This window comes from Palaeococcus ferrophilus DSM 13482 (assembly GCF_000966265.1).
Classification (GTDB): domain Archaea; phylum Methanobacteriota_B; class Thermococci; order Thermococcales; family Thermococcaceae; genus Palaeococcus; species Palaeococcus ferrophilus.
Genome location: NZ_LANF01000006.1, coordinates 42,955 through 65,933 on the forward strand (window position 1 = coordinate 42,955; position 22,979 = coordinate 65,933).

The following is a 22,979-nucleotide window of genomic DNA, read 5'->3' on the forward strand; positions in this document are numbered from 1 at the left end:
GGTAATGAGCATATGCACAAGACTTTTAACTTAGGCCTCCCTAATTTAGGAGGAGGTGGTAAAGATGAGGATAATAGTTTCAACCGTAAACGGTGGACTCGACGACAGGGTGAACCCCGCCTTTGGAAGAACCCCGACGTTCACGATAGTGGACGTTGATAACGACCAGATAGCCAACGTTCGGGTCGTTCCGAATCCAGGTTACTCCCAGGCGAGGGGAGCGGGAGTTACCGCTGCACAATTCGCCATAGACCAGGGCGCTGAGGTAGTCATAGCCGGTCAGTTTGGTCCCAACTCGTCTGGAGTGCTCCAGGCCGCTGGCATAAGAATGGCCTCTGCACCTGCAAACATGACGGTTCGCGAGGCAGTCGAGGCCTTCCTCCGCGGTGAGCTCACAGGGCCAGTTATGGGTCCCGAGGGCGGCGGAATGGGCGGAGGCTACGGCGCTGGCATGGGAAGAGGACGTGGAATGGGCCGCGGCAGAGGAGCCGGCGGTGGTATGGGTAGAGGTCGCGGTGGCGGCTGGTGAAGCCTTTCAACATTTTTTCATTTTACCAAAACCTTAAATCTCCAAACTAGGATGAGGGAGACAACAGGGGCGAACCCCTATGAAGTTAACCATAATTTTTGAGAACCACGCCGGCTGGAAGAAGGGGCTCCTCGGCTACCACGGCTTTTCCGCGCTGGTTGAGCACGACGGTTACAGGGTGCTCGTTGATACAGGGACGGAGGGGAAGGTTCTCCTCCACAACATGCACGAGCTCGGGGTTGAACCGGATTCCATTGACGCGCTGTTCCTCACGCACGGCCATTACGACCATACCGGCGGACTAAAGGCCTTCCTCGAGGAGAGAGGGGAGGGTGTAGGGGTTTACGCACATCCAGGGATTTTTGAGCGCAGGGTTGCCCTAAAACCTCGGGTGAGGGAGATTGGTATTCCCCTCACGAGGGCGGAGCTAGAGAAACTGGGAGCGCGCTTTTACCTAAATGACGGGCCCAAAGAGCTTCTTCCGGGGTTCATCTCGTCCGGAGAAATTCCAAGGGTTTACTGGGACAGGGCCGTGGGATACCTCGTGAGGGAGGGACCGTACTTAAGAGACCCCGTCAGGGACGACATGGCCCTCATTGTGGAGGTTAAGGGGGGCATAGCGGTTATAACGGGCTGCGGCCACAGTGGAATACTCAACATAGCGGAACACGCGGCCCGGCTAACGGGGAAGCCGATAAAAGCCCTGATCGGAGGTTTTCATCTCAGGGGCGCGAAGACGGAACTGCTCCGGCAGACCGTAGGGGGGCTCAAAGCCCTAGGTGTGGAAGGGCTCTACGCCGGCCACTGCACGGGGACGGACGAGTACGCCTACCTCAGGGCCCACCTTGAAAACGTTGAACCGCTGCACGTGGGAAAGGTTGTGAAGCTCTAAACATCAGCGCCCCACTCGGGGAACTCCCTCGTCAGGAGCGCCCATTCCCTTTTGTCCCACACGTCCGGTGAGGTGGATACGAGAACGGTTGAGCCTGTGATGAGGGCGTAGTCCTTGATATTGGAGAGGAACTTTACGACCCCCTCAAAGTCGTTCTCAATCACAAGGTACTCCATGCTCTCTATGAGGACTACCTTTGGGATGTTGCTTTCCTTCAGGAACGTCACGATAAGGTGGCCCAGGTACTCGAGGTTCGTTGGCCTCACGCACTCTCTGCACTCGACCTTCGCAAGCCACAGGACGGGGGTTTTCTCAAGGCCGAACCTCTTTTTAGTGCGCTCGGGATGGCTTCGGGAGATAATGAGACCGGGCATGCCCTGGGCCAGCCCCGTGAACACCTCCTTCTCCCTCCCCACTGGAAGGACGTACGTTCCGGGAGAAAGGCATACCTCAACCTCTGGGGAGGACGCGGAAGGCTCCAGGGCGACCTCCACCCTGTACTTCTCGATGAGTGTGCGGAAAAGGGAAGCGAAGGCATAGAGAAAGAGCAGCTGGAAGACTATCCATACATTGTCCGCTATCCAAGCGGTCCTTTCAGCGAACTCCTCACTAAAATATTCCGGGAAATAACCCGGGGCATAGAGGGCCTCCCCGAGAAGCCAAACCGCGGAGGCCAGAACCAGGGCATCGTAGAATCTGCCTGCCCCCGAATAGCGCTCTTTGAAGGGTTTTCTAAATCTGAAGGCTAGGGCAAACGTCACAACGTTGATGATGAGTGTTACCGTCTCGTTGAGCTCCTCGCTAGCGAGGAATTTCACGATGTCCACGGACACCACCGGCCCCCTTCTTTTCAATTCGGGGCCCTATTTAAGGTTTTTTATTACCATTTTGCCAGACAGAGTGCCCAAATGAAACATCACTTGCATTGTATTTCCCTCCCAGGGTTTCAGAATACGCGAGAATTCCTAAAAGCAACCCCGTTCATGGAGGTAGATAACAATTCACGGAAAAAATTTTAGCGGTTGAGGACGTAATCCCAACGGTGACGCCCCATGCTTGGAATAGACCTCTCCGGGAGGCTGGCTTTCACGACCGCCTCAAGCAAGGGCATAGGCTTCGGCGTTGCAAGGGTTCTGGCGAAGGCTGGAGCGGACGTTATACTCCTCTCACGGAGCGAGGAGAACCTGAAGAGGGCGAAGGAGAAGATTAAGGGCGAGAGCGACGTTGAGGTCAGTTACATAGTTGCCGACCTCACCAAGAGGGAAGACCTCCAGAGAACTGTGAAGGAACTCGAAAACATCGGCGAACCTGACATATTCTTCTTCTCCACCGGCGGGCCGAAGCCGGGCGACTTCATGGAGATGGACATGGAGGACTGGGAAGGAGCCGTTAAACTGCTCCTCTATCCGGCTGTCTATCTCACAAAGGCGCTCGTTCCGGCTATGGAGCGGAAAGGCTTTGGGAGGATAGTCTACTCCACCAGTGTGGCCATAAAGGAGCCGGTCTCAAACATCGCTTTGAGCAACGTGGTGAGGATTTCGATGGCCGGCCTCGTGAGAACGCTCGCGAAAGAGCTTGGGCCGAAGGGCATAACTGTCAACGGCATAATGCCCGGCATCATAAGGACGGACAGGATGATACAGCTCGCAAATGACAGGGCAGCGCGGGAAGGCAAGACCGTTGAAGAGGCACTCCAGGAGTACGCGAAGCCGATACCCCTTGGAAGACTTGGTGAGCCGGAGGAGATAGGCTACCTCGTGGCTTTCTTGGCCAGCGACCTCGGGGGCTACATAAACGGTGCCATGATTCCCGTTGATGGGGGCAGGCTTAACTCGGTGTTTTAGATGCCTCCTCTTTTTCTATTATCATCTCATAGGCCGCTTTATCCTCTCGTAGTCCCCCTTCGTGAACGTGCACTCCTTTACGCAGACCGAGCATCCGAGGGTTCTTGAGAAGACGACGGCGCACTTCGTGTAATCTATGTGCACCTCCCGGCCGTTCTCCCTCTTCGGCGTTATGTAAATAGCTTGAGCCGGGCAGGCCCTAACGCACGCGTTGCAGCGGTCGCAGAAGTCCGGAATCCACTCGTATTCCCAAACGCGCTCGTCGGTGTAGGGAAGCTCCAGATCTGTGTAAACGGCCCCTATCCTCACGCTCGGCCCGTTTTCTAGAGTTATCAAAAGCCCGTGCTTGCCTATGTATCCCAGCCCCGCCTTCTGGGCCAGAAGCGGAAAGTTCGTGCTCCCACCAACGGCCGGATCTGGTTGAGCGTTGTATCCCCTCTCCCTCAAAAACTCCGCTATCTTGTAGGCCGCCCGGGTTAAGCGGTAGTAGGTTCTCCACACCTCGATTCCGGCTCTAAAGCCAGGTGCCTTCGCTATCTCCTCCTTCCTCATCTCGCCTATAAGCACAATCGCGTTCTCGAAGAGCACCGCCCTGTTAGAGAAGACCAGCTCCGGAGTAAGCTTCGTGTAGCCGACTTTCAAAACGCCGAGTGATTTTGCATAGCTCTCAAGCTCCTCAAAGAACTCCGGCGGGGCAGTCTTTTTACCCTTCCCAGGGTTTCTCCCTACGCTCGTCACGCATCTCCTCCCGTAGTAGGCAGTGCCCAGGAGAGAGGGTAGAACGAGTGCCATCTTGAGTATGTGGGTTCCGGGCTTTCCGTATAACGCGACCACCTCGGGCACTAATCTGCCTTCGGGGGAGTTGGGGGAGTTCTCAAAGGCCGGTTTAAGGGTTGTGTACCTCCTCACGTCCGGGAAGACCGCGTAGACGAACTTTCTCGCGAGCTTCGCCTTGAGGCTCATCTCATCACCGCATACCAATCTGGGAAAAGAAATAAAAGGATGTTGTAACTACTTAAGTTACATCACCCTATCGGTGAGCGGTATGCTCGATGAGAAGCTCGTTGAAACTCTCAAGCGTCTTGGCCTTAAGGACTATGAGGCTAGGGTTTACGCCGCTTTGGTGCTCCTCGGCCCCTCAAAGGCAAGCGAAGTGGCGAGGGAGAGCGGGGTTCCGAGGCCGAAGGTCTACGAGGTGCTGAAAGAGCTTCACAGGAAGGGCTTCGTTGACTTCAGTGGGGGGAAGCCGGCCTTCTTCCGTGCGGTGGAGCCGGAGAAGGTCATAGGGGCACTCAGGGACGAGTACATAAAGTCGGCCGAAGAGGCGATAATCTCCCTCAAAAGCGGAGGTAAAAGGGAAAAGGAGTGGTATCCGGTATGGTACCTCCAGGGAGAGTGGAACATCCGCGGGAAGGCCGAGGAGCTTATCGAGGGGGCACAGAGGGAGGTCATGGCGGCCTTTGTTGATAGGCGGTTTTCCAGGAAGCTAACGAGGGCATTAAGGAACACCAATGGGAGAGGGGTTGAGGTTGCCGTCATTCTCCTCGGAGGAAAGAGGCCGAAGTACCTTGAGGGAATGAGGGTTGAGTTGGTTGACCCGAGGAAGCTTCAGAGGAAGGAAGACCTCAGGGACATCTTCGTCCACTCGATGTTTGAGGGGCATTATGCCGTCAAGGCTCTTATCATCGTCGATTCCAGGGAGTCTCTCATGATATACGAGGAGAAGGACGTCCTAAAGGGCATCCTCGTGACCATGCCCTTCATCCCGACCTTCCAGAGGACGGCGTTGCTCTACCTCATAGACGAGGCTGGAGTTTGAACTCTTTACAAGGGCTTTGATTGAGCGCGAAAGAATCAGCCTTAGCAAATTCGAAACCCTAAAATACTTTCGAGGTGTAGAACGAAACCGGTGCCTGTGTATGGTTCGCGTGATGCCCGATCAGATAACGGTAAAGCGCTCCGGGATGCTTGCCAAGGAGAAGACCGAGCGCTACAAACGGGAAGCTGGGGAAGTTAGGGATTATTCAAGGCTCGAAACGGTGATAGTCCTCCTGCTCGGGATAATCGCAATCGGTTTTGTAATATTCGTGCTGAGCCACTACCTGTGAGGGATTTTGGTGAAAAAGTTTCGAAAGTATTTTTTCTGGCTTATCCTCGGTGCTTTATCCACTTACTTCGCCGAAGTTATAACTGCCTCGACACCTTTCCCCTTCTTCACGCCCTCCGGCCTCCTCGTGACTTACCCCTTCTACACTCTGAACATGCTGGTTTTTGCTTACGTAGCCTTTCAAAAGCGGAAGGTTGACCTCTACACCCTCTTTCTTGCCGGCCAGATCTTCGGGCTCTTCGAGGCCTACGGAACCAAGATGCTCTGGAGTCCGGGGTGGGGAGCGGAGCCGAAGTTCCTCGGAATCTCGGTGATTCCCTTCCTCCTGCTCATCTTCCTCTGGCACCCCTTGATGTCGTTCACCCTTCCCATCATCATCGCGGAAAGCTACCTCACATCCTCCAATGAGGTGCTCGCAGGCATTCCGGGGTGGATCTCGCGGTACTTAAATAACAAAAGAACCCAATATATGCTTCTCGTCCTCTTCGTGCTTTTCTGTGCGATAAACCAGACCGTCAATTCGCCCTCAAAAACGGTCTCTCTCCTCTCTCCATCGGCCTCGTGGCTTCTTATCCTTCTCTCAATCGGGCTCTGGAGGAGGAAAGGCCTTGTCCATGGTCTCCGGGAGCTTCTGCCCACGAAAGGGGAGATTTTGGTTATTTTCCCCCTCTTTTTCCTTATGTATGCCCTGCTCGGTATCTATCTGTTCCCCGAGGGCATACCTCCACTGAAAGGGCAGGCTGGTGTGTGGGTTCTGTACGTGTTCTTTGGAGCACTCCTCTACCTTGACGTCAAATCACCCCATTCGAAGGTGTCAGACGCCCCGCCAGAGGTTCCGTGGAGAGTTTTTGCATCCCTTGGATTCCTAGTTGCGCTTGCTGCCTATTTACTCCCAAAATCTGTGCCTCTAGTGGTTATCTCATGGATTCTCGGGGGTTTCCTTGGGCTCGCGCTGTTCGCCGGAGCGGTGGCCAGGGTATTGAAAAAAGGGTAACCCATTTCGAATCCCGTTGAAACACAAGAGTTATATCCCCTAGAGGCTACTTACACCGGTGATACCATGGCAATCATGAGGCTGTGGCACGGGCGCGTGCCGAGGGAGAAGGGAGACGCCTACGAGCGCTTTCTAATAGAGCGGGCGGTTCCGGACTACAGCTCCGTCGAGGGGCTTTTGAAGCTCCACTTCACGAGACGGGACGAGGAGAACGAGACCCACTTTCTGCTCGTGACGATATGGGATTCAATGGAGTCCATTAAAAAGTTCGCGGGCGAAAACCCCGAGCTGGCCAAGTACTACCCGGAGGACAACGAGTTTCTTCTGGAGAAGGAGAAATACGTTCAGCATTACGAGATATTCTATGAGAAATGAGGAGCGGGGGAATCCCCCAGCGTTTTCACTCTTCCACATCCCACAGGCTCAGCCCGTTCTCCTGGGGCTTCCTCTCAAGGATTTCCCCAAGGAGCTCCTGGATGAAGACCTCCGCCACGAAGACCTCGCCTTCAACCAAGTGCCCGCCGTAGAGCGAACCATCCGAATCCCCCAGTGCGACGTGGATGTGGGCGAAGGGCTCTCCGTCCTTGAGGCTTACGTTCCCGCTCAGTGAGACGAGCTCATACGTTCCACTCAGCTCGATGACATTGTATCCGCCCGCAGCCTCGTCGAAATAGCCTATCTTCGGGTTCCGGAGGCTGCCTATGGCGCTAACGGTACCCATAAGAACGTTGTTCTTCTTCGCGAACTCGTTTATGTATCTGAGAAGCTCCTCCCCCTCGGGTACGCGAAAGAGGAAGGCCCGGCCCTTAGAAAACTTCATAATGCATCACCAGAGATTAATATGCGGACGAGGATTTAACGCTTTGGGTAATTTAGAATGCGGTTCCCATGGAAAGGTACTTTAATCCGGGGGTCGGATCTTCTGGGGGAGACGTATGAACCCAAAGACCATCATGTTCTGGCTCCTCGTGGTGCTCTCGTTCCTCCTCCCCATGCCCGGAGCCGTGGCCTTCGCCAACTGGGACGCTCCCTACGGGTTCTACAAGGACCTTGCGACTTGGCTCGAGTGTTCATCCTCCGCGCTGCTGCTTGTGCTCGGGTACGGAGCCTACGAACGAAAAAGAGGAGAGATTAGCCGGGGCACACTCATCGCCGCCGTCCTCCTGTGGATCGTTACGGTCGGACTCGGTTACCTACCTCAGGGCCCTATTCGCGGGGAGATGGGGTATGGCGGAGGGAACGTTTTGAGCTTCCTCTTCGGAGGCCTCGTGGGCCTCCTTCTCAGCCTAATGCTCTTCCCCATGACCCTTCCGGACATCTTGGCGGGCGGCCCGTACCCCTACGATAGGCCTCTAGTCATAGTTTGGTACGTCCTCCTAGTGATGGCCGTGGTTCTCGCGGTGGCATGCATCAAGAAAAAGAGGGAACTCAAGGCACAGCATAGCCAAGCCCCTTGAGAATCATCCTTATGGCCAGAAAGGCCATCACAACGGCGAAGGCCTTCGTGAGCTGCGATGCCTTCGTCCTCTTCGCAATCCTTGCCCCGAGCTGAGCGCCAACTATGAGGCCGGGCACGAGGAGGAGCAGCCACTGGAATTCAACGTTGCCCAGCATGTAGTGCTTCAGAGCGCCACTGGTTGCGGTGAACACAATGGCGAAGCTTGAAGTGGCAACGGCGTAGTGTATCGGGAGCCCCATGTAAGTGAGGAAGGGCACGTTTATGGCCCCGCCGCCGATTCCAAGGAGACCGCTTGCTATCCCCGCGATGAAACCGCCGATTGGAACCACTTTATAGTCGAGCTCGACCTGACTCAGGTCTACTTCGTGTGGCTCCCTGCTCTTCTTGCGATAGAGTCTTATCGCCACGAGGAAGAGGACAACACCGAAGATCACCTTGAGCTGGGAGGAGCTTATGTAGCTCGTGGCCCACGCCCCTATGTATGCCCCAAAAACAGCCGTTGAGGCGAGCAGAAGGCCGGCCTTGTAGTGTATCCTCCCCTGCCTGTGGTAAGCAAGGGCGGAGCTGAGCGAGGTAAAAACAACTGCCGCGCTTGAAGTTCCGACGGCGTGGTGAATTTCAACACCAAGGAGGTTCAGAGTGGGAACGACTAAGAAGCCGCCGCCGAGGCCGAAGAGGGCCGCAAGGATGCCTATGAAAACCCCAACACCAAAGTATTCAATGTACCTCAACAAATCACCGCACCTCCATGTGACTCGTTCAGCATCGTTAAGATACACGTCGAAAGGGCTTAATAAACCTGTCGGGAAGGAGTTAATGTGGCAGCAGCACAATGGATAAAAACTCCAAAGAGTTTACAGGATTGGTGGTGGTATGGAGACGAAAAAGTGCCCCTTCTGTGGAGGGGTTATGGTCAAGGGGAAGAGTCCCCAGGAAGGCTATTCCCTCTACTTCTGGAAGGCTCCGTGGAAGAAGGACCTTAAGGGAGCGATTAGCGGGACCGTAAAGGCTTACCCGTGGCTCTGCCTTGACTGCGGGGCGGTGATTCCGTACGTGGAGGAGAGGGAACTCCAGAAAGTTAGGGCGGAATACGAGGAGGCAAGGCTGGGGGGAGGGGTTTGAAGGGCGTGGCATTTTTCTCGGGAGGAAAGGATGGGCTCTACGCAACCTATCTGGCGGAAAAGCGCGGGGTTGATGTCCCATACCTCCTAACGCTCAAGACGACAATAGGCCTCTCCCCCCACTGGGAGAACTTTGGGGCCTTGGAAACGCTGGCTGAGGCCATGGGGCGGGAACTGCTCACCTTTGACATGGCGAAGGGGAGCGAAGCCTTAGCGGAGTTCATAGGCTCACTCGGCATTGATTACATCATAGCGGGTGACGTTTACCTCGAGGATCACATGAGATGGGTCGAATCCCTCGCTGAGAAAGCGGGCGTAAAACCGCTCGAACCTCTTTGGGGAAAAAACACTAGGGAGCTTGCCGAGGAAATGCTGAATGCAGACTTCAGGTGGGCAATAATAGCGGTAAATAAGAAAAAGCTCGGAGAGGAGTGGCTCGGCTACACCTTCCGCTCGGTTGAGGATTTGGAGAAGTTCCTCGAAGCGAACCCCGGGGTCGACCCGATCGGCGAAGCGGGGGAATTCCACACGGTCGTTTTGGAATGCCCTCTTTGCGAGGAGAGGTTTGATATCGAGATAAACTCCGTTGATGAAAGTGAAAGGTACTGGTGGCTGAGGTTCAGGCTGGTGAGAGAATGAACACCCAAGAAATCCTCCATAGGCTCGAATCAAAGGGGATAACCCTTGAGGCGATACTCGATACTGCCGTGGGGCTCTACATAGGGGAAGGAAAAGAAGCCGCCAGAGAAAAGCTCAGAGGGCTGATGCTCCGCTATCTTAACGACATCAACGTTCAGGCTCTCCTGATGGCCGCCCTACTGCTCGAGGGGCGGTTTAAAGTCGAGGGCGACCCTGTGAACCTCGTGGCGGACGAGCTGATGGGCATCAACATAGCCGAGTACATCGGCGGAAAGATGGCACTCTTCAACTTCTTCTACTACGACACCAGAAAGCCCGGAATTTTGAAGGAACTCCCGCCGTTCCTCGATGACGCTATCGGAGGGTTTATAGCCGGCTGCATGACGGCGCTATTTTCTCAGCCTCTCCTCCCAGCGCAGGAAGATGAAGAGGAATATGAAGAATATCGTGATGTAGTAGCTGACGCTAAAGGGAACCTTACCAACGAGGCCAAGCGTGTAGAGGGCAGCGAGGATGAGGACGAGGGGGAGCAGGAGGCGGTAAAGGGTCTTTCTCTCCATGGGCGGTGGTAGGTTGCAGCGCTTAAAAGCTTTAGGGGGAGTGTTATGAGAAACGTTCTTCCATTCCTCACGCGGGTTCCGGTAAGGGGCGACTTCGAGAAGACCAGGGGAGAGCTATGGGCCTTCCCGCTGGTCGCCCTGGTGAGCTCGGCCATCCCAACCTTTATCCTGTACCTCAAGCTCCCACTGGCGAACGTTCTTGCCCTTCTTGCCCTCTACTTTACGATTGGTCTCCTCCACCTGGATGGCTTGGCCGACTGGGCGGATGGAATAATGGTCAAGGGCGACAGGGAGAGGAAAATTCGGGTTATGAAGGACGTGAACACCGGAATAGCGGGAATTTTTGCGGTCGTTATGGCTCTTCTCCTCCAGGTTTACTCCCTTCCGCTCGTTCCGTTCTATGCCATCTTCCTGGCCGAGCTGAACTCCAAATATGCCATGCTGCTGGCCCTTGCCACCAAAAGGTCCCTTGGGAGTGGTTTGGGTGCGTACTTCATGGAGGGAATGAACCGGAGGCAGCTGGCCTTCGGGAGCCTGCTTTACCTAACCCTCCTCTTGCCCCCGGCTCTTTACGACCCCAAGAGCTTACTTTCGCCCCTGGGCCTTCTTGCCGGTGCCTACGTGGTCAAGCTCAGCATTGAGAATTTTGGAGGCATAAACGGGGACTGCATCGGTGCAGTTGCGGAGTTAACCCGCGCTGGAACGCTTTTGGTTATGGCACTTGTGTGGTGGTACGCGTGATAATCATCCTAGCCGGGGGCAAGTCAACGCGCATGGGAAAGGAAAAGCCCGTTCTGAAAATAGCTGGAAGAGAAATGCTCCTCCGGATTTACGAGAGTGCCTCGCGTGTTGATGAGACCCTCGTGGCGCTCTCAAGGAACACACCGAAGACGAGGGAGCTGTGCCTCCGTGAGGGGATTTCCTTCGTTGATACTCCTGGGAAAGGCTATGTCGAGGACGTTCAGTGGCTTCTGAGTGAGCTCGGCCCTTTTATAAGCTCCTCCGCAGACATTCCCTTCATCAAGCCGAGCGATTTTTATGCCGTTAAAAAGGCCTTTGATGGGAGGGAGAGCCTGACGGGAGTTCTGCCCCTTGAAAAAGCCCCAAAAGACCTTAAACCGCTCGTTTATCGGGGCTACGCGATAGTCGGCCTCAACGCGGTGGGCTTCGAGGGCGAGAGGTTCCTTGAGCTTGAGAACCCGCTTTTGGCCTTAAACGTCAACACGCCGGAAGAGTTAAAGCTCGCTGAAATGATAGCGGAGCTGGTGGGAAGATGAGCCGGGAGAGATAAAAGGTGCACTGGTCTTCATAGGCCTCATTCTCATCGCGGGCCTTCTCTTCTTTGGCTTCCTTCTCTTCGCGCTGGTATTCATAGCCCTGGCTGTGGTTCTATTCCTCGGGTTCTACGCCTACATCAGGATTAAGCTCTGGTGGAGAAGGAGACACCCGCCGAAGATACTGGAGGGGCCGGAGGACTATTTTAGAACACTTATCTTACTCTCTGCTGGGTCACTTCATCTCTCCTCTGAAAACAAAAACGTAGAGAAGAGAAGCAGCATCGCTAATATGAGCGCATCGAGTGTGGGGAACAAAGAGGGCACTTCCACTCTGTCGGGCATTATCATTAGGCTGACAATGTACTCCCCGGGAGGGAAAGAGCTGTGCTGCCTGTCACAGGACATGAGCGTGAGGTTGTATTGGGAAAGCGCCCGTTCAACCAGGTACCTCTTGTCCGCGGTAATCTCCTGGATTATCTTGCGCGTTTCATTAATAACGCTGAGTTCCTTGGGGGTGACGGACGGGGGGCATTTGTATCCGTACGTGTCTAGGTAACATTTCTTAGATTGAAGAAACCTTCCCGGGACATAGCCTGTGAACCTCAAGCTAACCCAGTTCCCTCTGAGGGATCGTTCTACCACAACTTCCGTAGAATTGACCTGCTCCAGTATTCTCTTCAGCTCCTGGGTGTTTTTAACGAAACACGAGATTCCAACGCTTCCGTTAATATCCTTGGGCGATGTCCAATCATAGCCCTTTTCGGGCATCCTAAGTATATAATTCCTTACGGCCTCATGGTCCTTTAGGGCTCTTTCGTAATTCGACAATTCGTACACAGGCACCATAAGGACAAGTATTGAGATCGAAAGTAGTGCCCGAATTCTTTTGTCATTTTCCACGAAGAGAATAACAAACAGTACCACCTCGACCCCCACAAGTACTGCCAGTTCCCATGACATATCTGGCAGATTCTTTTTCACAACGGATGACGGCTCTAGCACGGTGATCTCGTAGTAGCTCAAGCCCCTGTGGGACTGGATGAAGCTCCGGGCTCGTTTTATTGAGTTCAATTGCTCTTCCATTTTGTTCTTTTCATTAAGCAGGTAGTTACGAATGGGTTCCGGAAAATCGTAGTTGCTCAGGAGGAAATCCAAAGCCTCATTCCTTTGTTCCACCTCTTGCGGGTTCCCATAACCGTAGGGAGGAAGCTCCGCTTCGTTCCAGTAGTCGGCGAGTTCTAACGCTCTCCTCATATCTTCCCTTCTCATTAAAACAGTGGCACTGAACCCATAGGAGAATACTACAACCGAGCGGTTCTGAATAAATGCGGAAAATTTCTTCGCGTTCTCCCAGTCCCCAAAGAACACCTGAATGCGGGAGGCATTTGTGAGATATCTCGTGTAGTAAAGGGCTGGAGTTTCGTTGGGGAAGACCAGCGGAGGGTCTAAGGGACGCTCCATAACCCCACTAACCTTACAACTGAGGTGTATGGCCACAGACGACAAGATGATGAGAGTGACGATCGTGAGTAAAGATACTAATTTCCTCTGCAACATGTTAGCTAATGTATAACTCGAAATCCTTAAATTTTTCGCTCATTTAAACAAAACGTTTAGTAAGGATCCAACGTTAATGTTATCCCCCACAACCTTCGCGAACCTCTCTATCTCTTCTTCTATGCTCCACTCTTCAACCTTCACTGGCTCAAGCCCCTTCTCAGCTCTCAGTATATTGAGAAACCTCTCCGTGAAGGCGAAGTTGTGGAAGATTCCGTGGAGGTAGGTGCCGAAGGCCCTCTCCCCTATCGCGCCCTCCGGCTCGAAGGCTTTGGCCCCGTTTATGGAGGTTATTATTGAGAAGGGGTTCCTGCTTGCGGAGCGCCCCATACGTATTTCGTACCCCTCAACGATCATCCCCCTCGCCGGTTCCCAGAGCACCTTGGCATTCAGGTGGTTCGTCCTCTTCTCCCGGGAAAAGACGGTTTTGGCCGGCAGGAGGCCGATGCCCTTAACTTTACCTCTCTTCGATTCAACCTTATCGATTATCTCCTGTCCAAGCATCTGGAAGCCGCCGCAGATTCCAACGACGAAGGAGCCCTCCCTGTGGGCTTCAATTATTGCATCCTCAATCCCGTTTTCCCTCATCCAGAGCAGGTCTTCAACGGTGTTCTTGCTTCCAGGAACGATGATGAGGTCGCCCGTTATTTCCTCCGCCCTCGTGACGTAATCCACGCCGTTCGCCCAGTGGAGCGGTTCAAAGTCCGTGAAGTTGCTTATGTGGGGAAGCTTGATTATCTGAATATGGAGCTCGCCCTTAACCCTCGGGAACTCAGCGAGCGAGTCCTCTTCAGGTAGGCGGTGCTCGATGTAGGGCACAACGCCGAGGACAGGTCTTTCATATTTCTCTTCGAGGAACTCGAAGCCCGGCTTCAGGAGGGAAAGGTCACCCCTGAACTTGTTGAAGACGAAGCCCGTAACGAGGTCACGCTCCTCCTCGCTCAAAAGCTCCATAGTCCCTACTATCTGGGCGAAGCTCCCACCCCTGTCTATGTCCGCCACTAAGATGACGGGAGCGTTTACGGCCTTCGCAACGCGCATGTTGGCTATGTCGTAGTCCTTGAGGTTTATCTCCACAGGAGAGCCCGCACCCTCGATTATCACAAGGTCGTGCTTCTCCATCAGCTCCCTCAAGACCGCAACGGCCTTTTCAAAAAGCTCGGCCTTCTTTGAGAGTATGTAATCCCTTGCCAAGACGCTCCCTATCGACTTGCCCATGAAGACGACCTGGCTTCTCATGTTCCCTTCTGGCTTGAGGAGGATTGGGTTGAACTTCACGCTTGGCTTTTTCCTGCAGGCGAGCGCCTGAAGGTACTGGGCGCGGCTTATCTCTCCCCCCTCAATGCTTGGGGCAGAGTTTAAGCTCATGTTCTGGCTCTTGAAGGGGACCACATCGTAGCCGAGGTTCGAGAAGATCCTGCAGAGGGCAGCAACGAGGAGCGACTTTCCGGCCCCTGACATTGTCCCCTGAACCATGAGCGCCTTCCCCACCTTCACACCTCCGGGTAGAGAACTTCGGGAGGCTCAACGCTCCCCTTAACGCGTACCCTATCTGTTTTCGGCAGGATTTTTCTCACGCGCTCTATGCACTCGTCTACATCCTTAAAATTCGCTCCCTGGACGAGCGGGTCAATCCTGAGGGGCATGTCCGGGTTAAGGGACGCTATGAAGCGGGCTATCCGCTCTATCTCGTCACACTCCACAAGGCCCGGCACAAAAACGGTCTCTGCAACGAGCTTCCCGGTTTTTGCGTACCTCTCAAAGTTCTCAAGTGCCCTTTCGTTTGAGACCCCCGTTATCCCGCGGTGCAGCCTGTCATCGAGGGCCTTTATGCTGAAGGTTATTCCCTCCGCTAGCTCCACCATCTCGTCATCAAGGTTCTCGCCGTTCGTGACGAGCCACGGTTTTATTCCCTCCCTCCGAAGGGCGCGCATTAGAGCCTTAAGCTCCGGGTCGAGGGTGGGCTCTCCTCCACCGAGGAAGGCTACCCTCGCGCTGGCTTTCATCAATAGTTCCACGGCATCATCAACGGAGAGGTATCTAACTCCGCGCTCCCAGAGGATGTCAAGCCTCTTCTTAGCCCCATCCGGAAGGCAGAGGCTCCAGCGCGTTACCTCACGCCACACGCAGAAGGAACAGTTCCAGTTGCAGCCATCGAAGAGCACGTAGGCGCTTCCGCTCCTGAACCTCACGATGTGGTAAACCCTCATGGAACCACCCAAAAGGAGAAAAGGGTCAGCCCTCGACGGGGCAGCTCACGGGCTGGAAGGAGTACCCGTAGGCCTCGGGGTGGATGAAGTAGGAGAGCTCCTTTAGAGCATCCACGAGCCTGGGCCCCGGCCTCGAGATGGCGTTGTCGTCGCTGACCACGTATATCCTCCCGTTCTTAACGGCGTTTGTGTTCGCGAGTTCGCTCTTGCACACTTCCTCCGGGGTAATCCCCGAGTGGGCAGAGAGTATAATCACGTCGGGGTTCCTGGCGAGCACGTCCTCCATGCTAACCTGTGCCCAGCCGTTAAGGTCGCTGAAGATGTTCTCACCGCCCGCGAGCTCTATAAGGTCCCCCTGGAAGGTGTTCTTGCCCGGGGTGTAGATGGGGTTCCACCAGCTTATGAAGAACACTTTGGGCCTCGTTGCGTTGGCCACCCTGAACTTAACCCCCTCAACCTCGGCCTTCATGAACTCCACAACGCCCTCGGCTTTGCCCTTCTCGTCGAGGACATCTCCCAGGAGCTGAACAGCTCTATAAACCTCCTCCATGTTCTTGGGGTCGAGAATTATGACAGGCGCTATCGCTTCAAGCTGGTCAAGGTACTTGAGGTGCATCGAGGTTCCTATGATGAGGTCGGGCTGGAGGGAGGCGATGACCTCTATGTTGGGGTCGCTGAAACCCCCTATTATCTCCCTTCCGCCCTGCACTCCAGGGGGGTAGTCGTCGAACTTCGTTACGCCGACCACACTATCCAGAGCACCGAGGAAGTAGAGGGTCTCCGTGACGCTCGGGGCAAGGGAGACTATCCTTTGGGGCTTTTTCTCGATTTTAACCTCCCTGTCCGCGAAGTCCTTAACGGTCAGGGGGTAGTGCGTGGGAGCTATTGTTTCCGTAACGGTTTCCGTGGTTTTAACCTGCTGTGTGACGGTCTGCGTCGTGCCGTTCCCTATGCAACCGCTCACGAGGACGGCAAAGACCAAAAGGGCTACTCCAAGGAACCTCAGCCTTTTCATTCCAACCACCTGGATTATTTGTCCAGTATGCGTGGGGGCAAAGGGTATATAAACCTATTGGATAAAAATGCCAGCCGGTGATAGCATGTTCGTGCTCGTGCTTGGGAACACAGAGGTTAGCACAATACCGGGAATAAGCGTTGCTGGAGCCACACCGGAGCTCACAAAGCTCACCCCTCCGGCCGATGCGGAGTTTTTGTTTTTTGAGAAGCCGAGGATCGTTGATGTCATTCCCGTGACGCCCGAGGGTCATCCAACTCCTGCCATAATAACGAAGGCCGCGAGGGAACTCGCGGGATTTCCCGTCATGGTGGTCAGGGGAGGGACGTACCTGGCACCGCTGATCCCTCACGTCCACATAAGCGATGCCGTTGGGAGGGACTTTCGGAAGGGGCCGGCCCTTCCGGAGGCGGGGGAGATAATAGCCCGCGCCAAACTTTTTGGAGAAGAACTTGGCAAGGCCCCCCTAAAAGAGCTGGTTATAGGTGAATCAACTCCCGGGGGAACCACTACCGCCCAGGCCGTTCTCTGGGCACTTGGATACGACGCCAAAACAAGTTCTGCCGCCCCCGAGAACCCACAGAGCCTCAAGGAGGAGGTCATAAATGAAGGCTTCAAAAGGGCCGGGGTAGAGAGGGGCTCCCTCGAGGACAGGCCCCTCGAAGCGCTCAGACAGTTTGGAGACCCTATGATGGTCACGGTTGTTGGCCTTGCGCTCGGCTTTAAAGGGCAGGTTGTTTTGGCCGGCGGGACGCAGATGCTGGCAGTTTCGGCCCTCCTGAAGGCCCTCGGCGAGGAGGTGGGCAGGTTTATGATAGCGACGACGAGGTGGGTGCTAAGCGATGGGAGCGCCACATTCTCCAGCACGGCCCGGGAGATAGGTGTTATGACCTACTCAGCCGACCTCGACTTCTCTAAGAGCGAGTTCAAAGGCCTGAGGGACTACGAGAGGGGCTACGTCAAGGAGGGCGTTGGCGCTGGTGGAGCCACGTGGTTGGCTATCAAAGCGGGCTTCTCGCCAGAGGACGTCTCGGCCAAGGTGGAGGAGCTCTACAGGGGGCTCATGGAGATGAAAGCTCCCTGAGGAGCTGACTTTCGTCCAATTTCTCTTTTGATCTTCGTGCTTTCCTGAACTTCAAGCCCGCTTCAGCGCCACGAGCCAGTACCTGCTTTCCCTTGGCCCCATATCCCTCTTAAGGTTCCCGTATACCCTCACATCGTCGAAGCACGACCCTGCCATAAGCCTCATCTCCCTCGGCGTGTAGACGTTGAGCTCATCGTCCACCATGAAAGCCCTAACGCTCCCGTCCGGCCTGATTATCTGCACGAGCCTCTTGAAGCGGAGCTTTTGAAAGGCCGGCTCGAGCTCCCGCCAGTCGGTGATTACAATCCCTTCTTCCCCCTTCCTCTCGTCCCACACCGTGGGATTGGCCCTTCCGCTATAGTGCCACGCCGGGAAGTCCGCTATGAACACACCTCCCGGTCTGAGGGCCCTCTTCACAGAATTAAACAGTTGTTTAATTGCAGACTCATCGAAGTATGTAATCGATGAGAAGAACATGGTCACGGCGTCAAACTCGTCCTCGAAGTTTATGCTGAGCGCGTCCCCCTGGAGGAACTCGACGCTTAAGCCCCTCCCCTCCGCCTTCCGCCTCGCGATCCTTAGCATCTCCCCGTGAAGGTCCAAACCAACGACGTCGTATCCCCTCTCCGCGAGCTCAAGGGTCGGGATTCCCGTGCCGCAGGCGAGGTCGAGAACGCGGCTAACCCTTCTTCCCGCGTCCTCCCTGAAGATTTCCTCGACGAAGTCAATCTCCTCCTTAACCCTCTCGGCCCTTCCTCTGTAGATGGCATCGTAGTATTCAGCGAGAGCCGTGTAGAGCTCGTGCATGGCACCACCGGAGTATGAAAAGCAGTTCAGGTTAAAAGCCTAACTCCCTTAGTGTTTCAATGAGAATATCGTTCTCCTCCGGCCTTCTCACCGAAAAGCGGACGTACTCGGGTAATCCAAAGCTCGTGCAGTCCCTGACGAGGATGTCCCTCTTTTTCAGTTCCTCGACGGCATTTCGGGCATCGCCCACGCGCTTTATGAAGAAGTTGGCGTCGCTTTTAACTCCAAGGGCCTTTTCCATCCGCTTCTTCTCCTTCCATATAAGGGGCATGGTCTTCTTGAGGTGCCTGAACTTATCCTCCAGCAGAAACTCAAGGAAGGCCACACCCGTCGAGCCTATCCCCCACGGCATCCTCACGCTCCGGAAGGCCTCCGGGAATCCAAGGAGATAGCCCACCCTTATGCCGGGCAGTCCGTAGCTCTTCGTGAAGGTCCGGAGCTTTACGATGTTCTCCCCATCGGGGCTTTCGGGATTTTGCACGAAGTCTATGAAAGCCTCATCGAGCACAAGGAGGGCGTTTTTCTCTTCGACGGCATCCAGGAGGGGTTTGAGCTCCCCCTCCCTGTAGAACCGTCCATCGGGGTTGTTGGGATTGCAGAAGAAGACGATTGAGCCTTTTTCAACGATCCGGGAAAGTCCCTCCGGGTCGTTCGGCCCTTTGACGACACTCGCCCCGAAGACCCTCGCGGCCCTCTCGTACTCGCCGTAGGTGTGCTCCGGGATTACGACCTTCTTTCCCTTAAGCACAATGACTCCGAGGAGGTAGAGAGCCTCCGTAATACCAGCGGTTACCGTTACATCCTCACCGATTAGAGAGGACAGGCCCTCTTCGAGGGCTTCGTAGTAGGGGTAGCGGTTGCTTATCTCTTTGGCACGTTCGAACACCTCACCCAGCCATTCCGGCGGATACGGGTTGAGCGAAGCCGAGAAGTCGAGGAGCCCTTCCTCCCTTGCCCCACCGTGGTAGGTTTCGAACTTCAGAGGTTCAAGCACGGACACACCCCCGTTGAGAGCAGTGAAAAGGTTATTAAAACCCATTCGGCAACGATGAAGGTGGAGACCCTCAAAGCCCGTTTTATGTCCTCAACGCCGGGCTCTCTCCCCGGGAACCGGTAAACCCCTCCCTTCTCAAGCCACACCCCGAGGACTGCACCCATAGCTGCTATAGGCTTGTCGGAGTTTATTTTAAAGCGCGCGAGCCTCCAGTAGCGGAGCACCCTTCTCCCTCCGAGCGGGAGGTAGAGGAGCACGGTGATTCTAGCCGGGATGAAGTTTAAGATGTCGTCAAGCCTGGCCGAGAACTTCCCGAAGTACTCGTAGCGCTCGCTCATATATCCCAGCATGGCATCAAGGGTGTTCACTGCCCTGTAAACCATCGCCCCCGGCAGGCCGAAGAGGAGGAGGTAGAAAAGGGGAGCGATGACGGAATCGTTCAGGTTCTCGGCGAGGCTCTCTATGGCCGCGGAATTCAGATACGCCTCATCGAGGTTTGAAACGTCCCTGCTGACTATCATTGATACTGCCTTCCTCCTTTCCTCGATATTATCCACCGCCGTTTTTGATACGTGCTCGTGGAGGCTCCGTATGGCGAAGGAGCTCTTGAGGAGGTAGATGGCCAGGAGGTAGTTCAGGGGGGAGGGCGCGTAGAGGGGAAGGAAGGAGAGGGTGAGCGCAAAGGCCACCACCACTCCGGCCGTGAAGAGGCCCGCGATGAAGTCAATAATGGGAGAGCGCCTTTTGTAGAGCGCATCCATATAACCCGCTACCCTGCCGAACCACACCACCGGGTGAAGCCTCGATGGCGGCTCGCCGAGGATGAAGTCCCAGAGCAGGGAGGCTACTATGAGGAGGGTCATGGGCCTAGTGGATATTTTATCCTTTTTAAGCCTTGCCCACCAAAAGGTTTATTGGTGCCGGCCCATAACCTTCGGAGGGTGTTAGGATGGAGGATTTTAGGGAGAGGGGACTGGCATTCTACAAAGCCGCCAGAGAGACTTTTGAAAGAATAAAAAGAGAAGAACCGAGTGTTGACGGCCTTCTGCGCCTCCAGTCCAACGTCCTCCTCAACCTGGCGGACGCTTCGCTCTACCTCTTTGCCGCGGGGGACTTCGAGGGAGTGGAGGAAGTGTACGGACTTTTCAGCGAGGTTATGGACTTCCTGCGGGAGAACGGGCTTTTCCTGAGCGATGGGACCCTTCTCCAGCTCGGGGCCCTCGAGAAGGTAGATTTGGAGAGGGGCTTTTCCCTCGACAGGCGCTTCTCTTCCCTCGGTGTCCCAAAGCCAGTCCAGGTCTGGGCCAACAGAATCATAAGGTTCCACAGGTACGCGGGGCTGATAAGGGAAGGGAGGGAGATACCATCCGGCTTGATAGGCGACCCGTTCTATGCACTCTTTGCCACGAGGGACGAGAACGACCGCTCATTCGGGGCATTCATAACCGCCCTGCGCAGGCTTTTCGAGCACTCGAGGGTTTCGTGGAGGCTCATGGCGGAGCTTCTGAAGTGGGAGCTCCTCCTCGGCACCCTAGAGCCGGGAAGGAGGTACGAATGCCCTGATGGGGTGTGCGAGACGTTTGAGGGGCACTTTGAGGTTTCCGCAGGCTTCCGGGAGGTCAGGCTCTCGGATGAGGTGAGCATCTACGAGCGCCGCGAAGGGGGGAAGAGGATAACCCTCGAGCTCGCCGAAGGGAGCGCGGAGATGCCCCTCGGTGAGGTGGTTGAACTCATAGGGATCGGCAGAGGTGTCGGCTTTGTGGCGAGAAAGCTTCCTTAGGCCCTTTGAGGAGGAAATGCTCGCGTTGAGCAACGCACCCCACAACGGCGGCCTCTTTAGAGCGAGGGGATTCTTCTTCATGGGCGTGGAGAAGAACTACAGCGGGGATTACCGCAGGGACTGCCGCGAGTTCGAGGGTGCCCACGGGGTGGAGCGCTTCGTGGGCTTCATGACCGCCGCGAACATTCCGGAGGTTCTCTCCAAAGCGAGGAGTGGAAACGTTAGGGCCTACGTCACGGCCGGGATAACGAACCCCGCGATAGCCGGCGAGAGGGCTCCTCCGTGGGAGCCGGGAACCATAAACCTCGCCATCATTGTTGAGGACGGTCTCACGGTTGGTGCGCTGGCCAACGCGATAATGACCGCGACGGAGGCAAAAACCTACACCCTGCTGCGCCTTGGGTACAACGCGACTGGAACGACGAGCGACGGGATTGGCGTTTTTGCCTTCGAGGGGGAGAAGGAGTGGACGGGGACAGCCACGGAGCTCGGGCTGAACATCGGCATCGCCGTCAGGGAGGCCCTCGAGGAGAGCATAAGGAAATGGGAGGCGCTCACTGGAGGGCCCTGAGGACACCTACGACCCCTTCAAGGGGCGCGTCCGTCTTTATCCCCGTGGGGGAGAAGTGGGTCCTGCTGGCGTTAAAGCCTCCCTCCCTCAGGGACTCCACGACGTGGTCAGGCTTCCTCACCTCGAGGCCGTTCCTCTTGGCGATCATGGAGAGCTCGTAGAAGAGCGGGATGTCGAGCTCACCGTTTAGAATGCTCAGGAACTTGAGGGCCTTCTTTTTCTCCGCGAGCTCGCTCTTCTCGGCTTCTTCGAGCAGGGCCTCCACAAAGGAGTCATCCTTGAGCTCGCCGAGCCACATCGGACCGTGGGCCTTTCCCCGGGATGGGAGGAGCCCTTTCTCCACCTCAAAGCGGCCCGTTTTCTGGTCGAAGTAAACGTAACCGAGCTTCTCCACAGTCCCGTCCCCCGCCTTCGCCCCATCTTTGAGGCGGAGGAATGCCCTGAAGTAGTGGTCGCGGTAATAAGCTAGGAGAACCTCGAAGCCCATATCGTACTTGCCGATGTACCTCGCTATGGTTCCAAGAAGGATTCTCAGACCGGTCTCGTGGCACAGCTCGCCCCTCAGGGGAAGGGCGTTGTACTTCCTTATGCAGGCGCTTTTGTAGGCTCCGCAGAGCACGCCCGTGTCCGTGGCCGTTACCGCGAGGTAGCCCTTCCTCCTGACGGCCCTCAGAGAGGCGTCAATGAAGGGAAGGGGCGTCCCGAAGGGGTCGAGGTCAACGAACTCGAAGTGCCTGAAGTTCTCGTCCATGAGTAGATTAGCGTCGAGGTTGGTCACGACGAGCTCTCTGAGGCCTTTAAAGAGGGCCCTCTTTTCGGAGCGTTCCGGAGAAAGGCCGAAGTTGAGTGAAACGTTCCTGATTATGAGCTCGAAGGCGTCGGGGTTTATGTCGTTGAGCCAGACCTCCTCCACCTGACTCTCGAGGGCGTACCTTATCCCCCTTATCCCTGTGGCGCTTAGTGCATCGAGGGCGTTCCCAACTCTCAGAACCCTCACGGCGAGGACGCTTACGTCCCTGTTGAGCGCCATCACCGGGTTGTAGAAAACCGGCGCATCGTAAATCCTCTCCGCCTCGGGGACGAGAATCCTTGCTTTGCCCTCTTTTATCTCGCGAAGCTCCACGGTCTCACCGAAAAAAGTTTGGGAGGGGATTTTTAAACCTGTCGTCACCTTATGATGACTTCATCGCCGAGGGCCTGACCTGGAAGTCCAACCTCAAAGTAGACCCTCACAACTCCCTTCTCGCCGTGGGGCCTCAAAATCTTCCCCGTGATCCTCTTTCCCCTCGGGCTCTTCCATACGACCTTCCTGCCGATGTAGCGGGAGGCCTCCTCCCTCGTCCTCACTCCCTCAATCTCCACCAGCATGTGGTGGTTCCTCTGGTTGTGCTTCCCTCTGGCGTAGTTTAGGATTACACCCCTCATCACTACACCACCTCGAGAATAACCTTCCCTGAGGGGTTTTTAAAAATTGCGCGCCAAAGCTTTTAAGCTCCCGGGAGTAGCATCACCTGGCGGATGAAGACCCTTGCCCAGTCT

28 protein-coding genes and 1 pseudogene are annotated in these 22,979 nt (G+C 55.4%); 16 read left to right on the top strand and 13 right to left on the bottom strand.

Features of this window, described 5'->3' with window-relative positions; translation table 11 throughout:
- Nucleotides 1-64: 64 nt before the first annotated feature.
- Complete coding sequence (locus tag PFER_RS01460; protein WP_048147999.1) at nucleotides 65-529, top strand: NifB/NifX family molybdenum-iron cluster-binding protein; 465 nt, start codon at nucleotides 65-67, stop codon at nucleotides 527-529.
- 79 nt (nucleotides 530-608) lie between these two features.
- Nucleotides 609-1,421, top strand: coding sequence for an MBL fold metallo-hydrolase (locus PFER_RS01465; protein WP_048148000.1), 813 nt, complete (start codon nucleotides 609-611; stop codon nucleotides 1,419-1,421).
- Here PFER_RS01465 and PFER_RS11810 read toward each other — a convergent pair.
- Complete coding sequence (locus PFER_RS11810; protein ID WP_052696159.1) at nucleotides 1,418-2,248, bottom strand: DUF835 domain-containing protein; 831 nt, start codon at nucleotides 2,246-2,248, stop codon at nucleotides 1,418-1,420. The genes PFER_RS01465 and PFER_RS11810 overlap by 4 nt on opposite strands.
- 225 nt (nucleotides 2,249-2,473) lie before the next feature.
- Between PFER_RS11810 and PFER_RS01475 the strand changes: the two genes are divergently transcribed.
- Entirely contained in the window at nucleotides 2,474-3,265 is a 792-nt protein-coding gene (locus tag PFER_RS01475) for an SDR family oxidoreductase (protein WP_048148001.1), read from the top strand.
- 21 nt (nucleotides 3,266-3,286) lie between these two features.
- Here PFER_RS01475 and PFER_RS01480 read toward each other — a convergent pair whose 3' ends face one another.
- Nucleotides 3,287-4,228: a 4Fe-4S dicluster domain-containing protein gene (locus PFER_RS01480; RefSeq protein WP_048148002.1), complete on the bottom strand. Its 942-nt coding sequence runs from the start codon at nucleotides 4,226-4,228 to the stop codon at nucleotides 3,287-3,289.
- A gap of 82 nt (nucleotides 4,229-4,310) precedes the next feature.
- Between PFER_RS01480 and PFER_RS01485 the strand changes: the two genes are divergently transcribed.
- The 4 genes from PFER_RS01485 to PFER_RS01500 all read left to right on the top strand — a co-directional run bounded on the left by PFER_RS01485 (nucleotide 4,311) and on the right by PFER_RS01500 (nucleotide 6,741).
- Nucleotides 4,311-5,084: a TrmB family transcriptional regulator gene (locus tag PFER_RS01485; RefSeq protein WP_048148003.1), complete on the top strand. Its 774-nt coding sequence runs from the start codon at nucleotides 4,311-4,313 to the stop codon at nucleotides 5,082-5,084.
- 100 nt (nucleotides 5,085-5,184) lie between these two features.
- The gene (locus PFER_RS01490; protein WP_048148004.1) at nucleotides 5,185-5,373 is read left to right on the top strand and encodes a hypothetical protein; all 189 of its coding nucleotides are present in this window, start codon (nucleotides 5,185-5,187) and stop codon (nucleotides 5,371-5,373) included.
- A 6-nt stretch (nucleotides 5,374-5,379) separates the two neighbouring features.
- The gene (locus PFER_RS01495; RefSeq protein WP_157254995.1) at nucleotides 5,380-6,366 is read left to right on the top strand and encodes a hypothetical protein; all 987 of its coding nucleotides are present in this window, start codon (nucleotides 5,380-5,382) and stop codon (nucleotides 6,364-6,366) included.
- A 66-nt stretch (nucleotides 6,367-6,432) separates the two neighbouring features.
- A complete protein-coding gene (locus PFER_RS01500) occupies nucleotides 6,433-6,741 on the top strand; it encodes an antibiotic biosynthesis monooxygenase (RefSeq protein WP_048148006.1) in 309 nt (102 codons plus the stop codon).
- 25 nt (nucleotides 6,742-6,766) lie between these two features.
- Here PFER_RS01500 and PFER_RS01505 read toward each other — a convergent pair whose 3' ends face one another.
- Complete coding sequence (locus PFER_RS01505) at nucleotides 6,767-7,186, bottom strand: PPC domain-containing DNA-binding protein (protein WP_048148008.1); 420 nt, start codon at nucleotides 7,184-7,186, stop codon at nucleotides 6,767-6,769.
- A 115-nt stretch (nucleotides 7,187-7,301) separates the two neighbouring features.
- Between PFER_RS01505 and PFER_RS01510 the strand changes: the two genes are divergently transcribed.
- Complete coding sequence (locus tag PFER_RS01510) at nucleotides 7,302-7,823, top strand: hypothetical protein (RefSeq protein WP_048148010.1); 522 nt, start codon at nucleotides 7,302-7,304, stop codon at nucleotides 7,821-7,823.
- Here PFER_RS01510 and PFER_RS01515 read toward each other — a convergent pair.
- Nucleotides 7,795-8,559, bottom strand: a complete 765-nt coding sequence (locus PFER_RS01515; protein WP_048148012.1) for a sulfite exporter TauE/SafE family protein — start codon at nucleotides 8,557-8,559, stop codon at nucleotides 7,795-7,797. The genes PFER_RS01510 and PFER_RS01515 overlap by 29 nt on opposite strands.
- A 139-nt stretch (nucleotides 8,560-8,698) precedes the next feature.
- On the opposite strand from PFER_RS01515, the gene PFER_RS01520 reads away from it, so the two are divergent.
- From PFER_RS01520 to PFER_RS01540, 5 genes and pseudogenes are all read left to right on the top strand, one after another.
- A complete protein-coding gene (locus tag PFER_RS01520; protein ID WP_048148014.1) occupies nucleotides 8,699-8,947 on the top strand; it encodes a hypothetical protein in 249 nt (82 codons plus the stop codon).
- A complete protein-coding gene (locus PFER_RS01525) occupies nucleotides 8,944-9,585 on the top strand; it encodes a PAB0415 family putative ATP pyrophosphatase (RefSeq protein ID WP_048148016.1) in 642 nt (213 codons plus the stop codon). The genes PFER_RS01520 and PFER_RS01525 overlap by 4 nt, the downstream gene beginning before the upstream one ends.
- Nucleotides 9,582-9,986: pseudogene (cobZ, locus tag PFER_RS01530) on the top strand (alpha-ribazole phosphatase CobZ); the annotation flags it as partial. The gene PFER_RS01525 and the pseudogene cobZ, both read left to right, overlap by 4 nt.
- Before the next feature lie 204 nt (nucleotides 9,987-10,190).
- Nucleotides 10,191-10,886: an adenosylcobinamide-GDP ribazoletransferase gene (gene cobS / locus PFER_RS01535; RefSeq protein WP_048148020.1), complete on the top strand. Its 696-nt coding sequence runs from the start codon at nucleotides 10,191-10,193 to the stop codon at nucleotides 10,884-10,886.
- A complete protein-coding gene (locus PFER_RS01540) occupies nucleotides 10,883-11,422 on the top strand; it encodes an NTP transferase domain-containing protein (RefSeq protein WP_048148022.1) in 540 nt (179 codons plus the stop codon). Before cobS ends, PFER_RS01540 begins: the two co-directional genes overlap by 4 nt.
- A gap of 237 nt (nucleotides 11,423-11,659) precedes the next feature.
- On the opposite strand, the gene PFER_RS01545 is transcribed toward PFER_RS01540, so the two are convergent.
- The 4 genes from PFER_RS01545 to PFER_RS01560 form a co-directional block, all read right to left on the bottom strand.
- Nucleotides 11,660-12,883 (bottom strand): hypothetical protein, encoded by a 1,224-nt coding sequence (locus PFER_RS01545; RefSeq protein ID WP_048148024.1) that lies wholly within the window; start codon nucleotides 12,881-12,883, stop codon nucleotides 11,660-11,662.
- 135 nt (nucleotides 12,884-13,018) lie between these two features.
- Nucleotides 13,019-14,470, bottom strand: coding sequence for a cobyric acid synthase (locus PFER_RS01550; RefSeq protein ID WP_048148026.1), 1,452 nt, complete (start codon nucleotides 14,468-14,470; stop codon nucleotides 13,019-13,021).
- 2 nt (nucleotides 14,471-14,472) lie between these two features.
- On the bottom strand, nucleotides 14,473-15,189 hold the full coding sequence (locus PFER_RS01555; RefSeq protein ID WP_052696160.1) for a radical SAM protein: 717 nt from the start codon (nucleotides 15,187-15,189) through the stop codon (nucleotides 14,473-14,475).
- A 25-nt stretch (nucleotides 15,190-15,214) separates the two neighbouring features.
- Nucleotides 15,215-16,204: an ABC transporter substrate-binding protein gene (locus PFER_RS01560; RefSeq protein WP_048148030.1), complete on the bottom strand. Its 990-nt coding sequence runs from the start codon at nucleotides 16,202-16,204 to the stop codon at nucleotides 15,215-15,217.
- A gap of 67 nt (nucleotides 16,205-16,271) precedes the next feature.
- Here PFER_RS01560 and cobT point away from each other — a divergent pair, with 67 nt between their 5' ends.
- Nucleotides 16,272-17,288, top strand: coding sequence for a nicotinate mononucleotide-dependent phosphoribosyltransferase CobT (gene cobT, locus PFER_RS01565; RefSeq protein WP_048148032.1), 1,017 nt, complete (start codon nucleotides 16,272-16,274; stop codon nucleotides 17,286-17,288).
- Nucleotides 17,289-17,339: 51 nt separating this feature from the next.
- Here cobT and PFER_RS01570 read toward each other — a convergent pair whose 3' ends face one another.
- Genes PFER_RS01570 through cbiB form a run of 3 tightly spaced genes read right to left on the bottom strand, consistent with a single transcriptional unit; the run spans nucleotide 17,340 to nucleotide 19,952 of the window.
- Nucleotides 17,340-18,095 carry a class I SAM-dependent methyltransferase gene (locus PFER_RS01570; RefSeq protein ID WP_048148035.1) on the bottom strand — a complete coding sequence of 252 codons (756 nt, stop codon included), beginning with the start codon at nucleotides 18,093-18,095 and terminating at the stop codon, nucleotides 17,340-17,342.
- Nucleotides 18,096-18,126: 31 nt separating this feature from the next.
- On the bottom strand, nucleotides 18,127-19,089 hold the full coding sequence (locus PFER_RS01575; protein ID WP_048148038.1) for an aminotransferase class I/II-fold pyridoxal phosphate-dependent enzyme: 963 nt from the start codon (nucleotides 19,087-19,089) through the stop codon (nucleotides 18,127-18,129).
- On the bottom strand, nucleotides 19,074-19,952 hold the full coding sequence (gene cbiB / locus PFER_RS01580) for an adenosylcobinamide-phosphate synthase CbiB (RefSeq protein WP_048148040.1): 879 nt from the start codon (nucleotides 19,950-19,952) through the stop codon (nucleotides 19,074-19,076). The genes PFER_RS01575 and cbiB overlap by 16 nt, the downstream gene beginning before the upstream one ends.
- Before the next feature lie 86 nt (nucleotides 19,953-20,038).
- Between cbiB and PFER_RS11815 the strand changes: the two genes are divergently transcribed.
- Nucleotides 20,039-20,869, top strand: a complete 831-nt coding sequence (locus PFER_RS11815) for a hypothetical protein (protein ID WP_052696161.1) — start codon at nucleotides 20,039-20,041, stop codon at nucleotides 20,867-20,869.
- 16 nt (nucleotides 20,870-20,885) lie between these two features.
- On the top strand, nucleotides 20,886-21,440 hold the full coding sequence (locus tag PFER_RS01590; protein ID WP_048148341.1) for an adenosylcobinamide amidohydrolase: 555 nt from the start codon (nucleotides 20,886-20,888) through the stop codon (nucleotides 21,438-21,440).
- Here the strand turns inward: PFER_RS01590 and PFER_RS01595 are convergent.
- Both PFER_RS01595 and PFER_RS01600 read right to left on the bottom strand, forming a co-directional pair.
- The gene (locus tag PFER_RS01595) at nucleotides 21,424-22,563 is read right to left on the bottom strand and encodes a tRNA (guanine(10)-N(2))-dimethyltransferase (RefSeq protein ID WP_048148043.1); all 1,140 of its coding nucleotides are present in this window, start codon (nucleotides 22,561-22,563) and stop codon (nucleotides 21,424-21,426) included. The two genes, PFER_RS01590 and PFER_RS01595, sit on opposite strands and share 17 nt — an antisense overlap.
- A gap of 44 nt (nucleotides 22,564-22,607) precedes the next feature.
- A complete protein-coding gene (locus PFER_RS01600) occupies nucleotides 22,608-22,865 on the bottom strand; it encodes a 50S ribosomal protein L35ae (RefSeq protein WP_048148045.1) in 258 nt (85 codons plus the stop codon).
- Nucleotides 22,866-22,979: the final 114 nt, after the last annotated feature.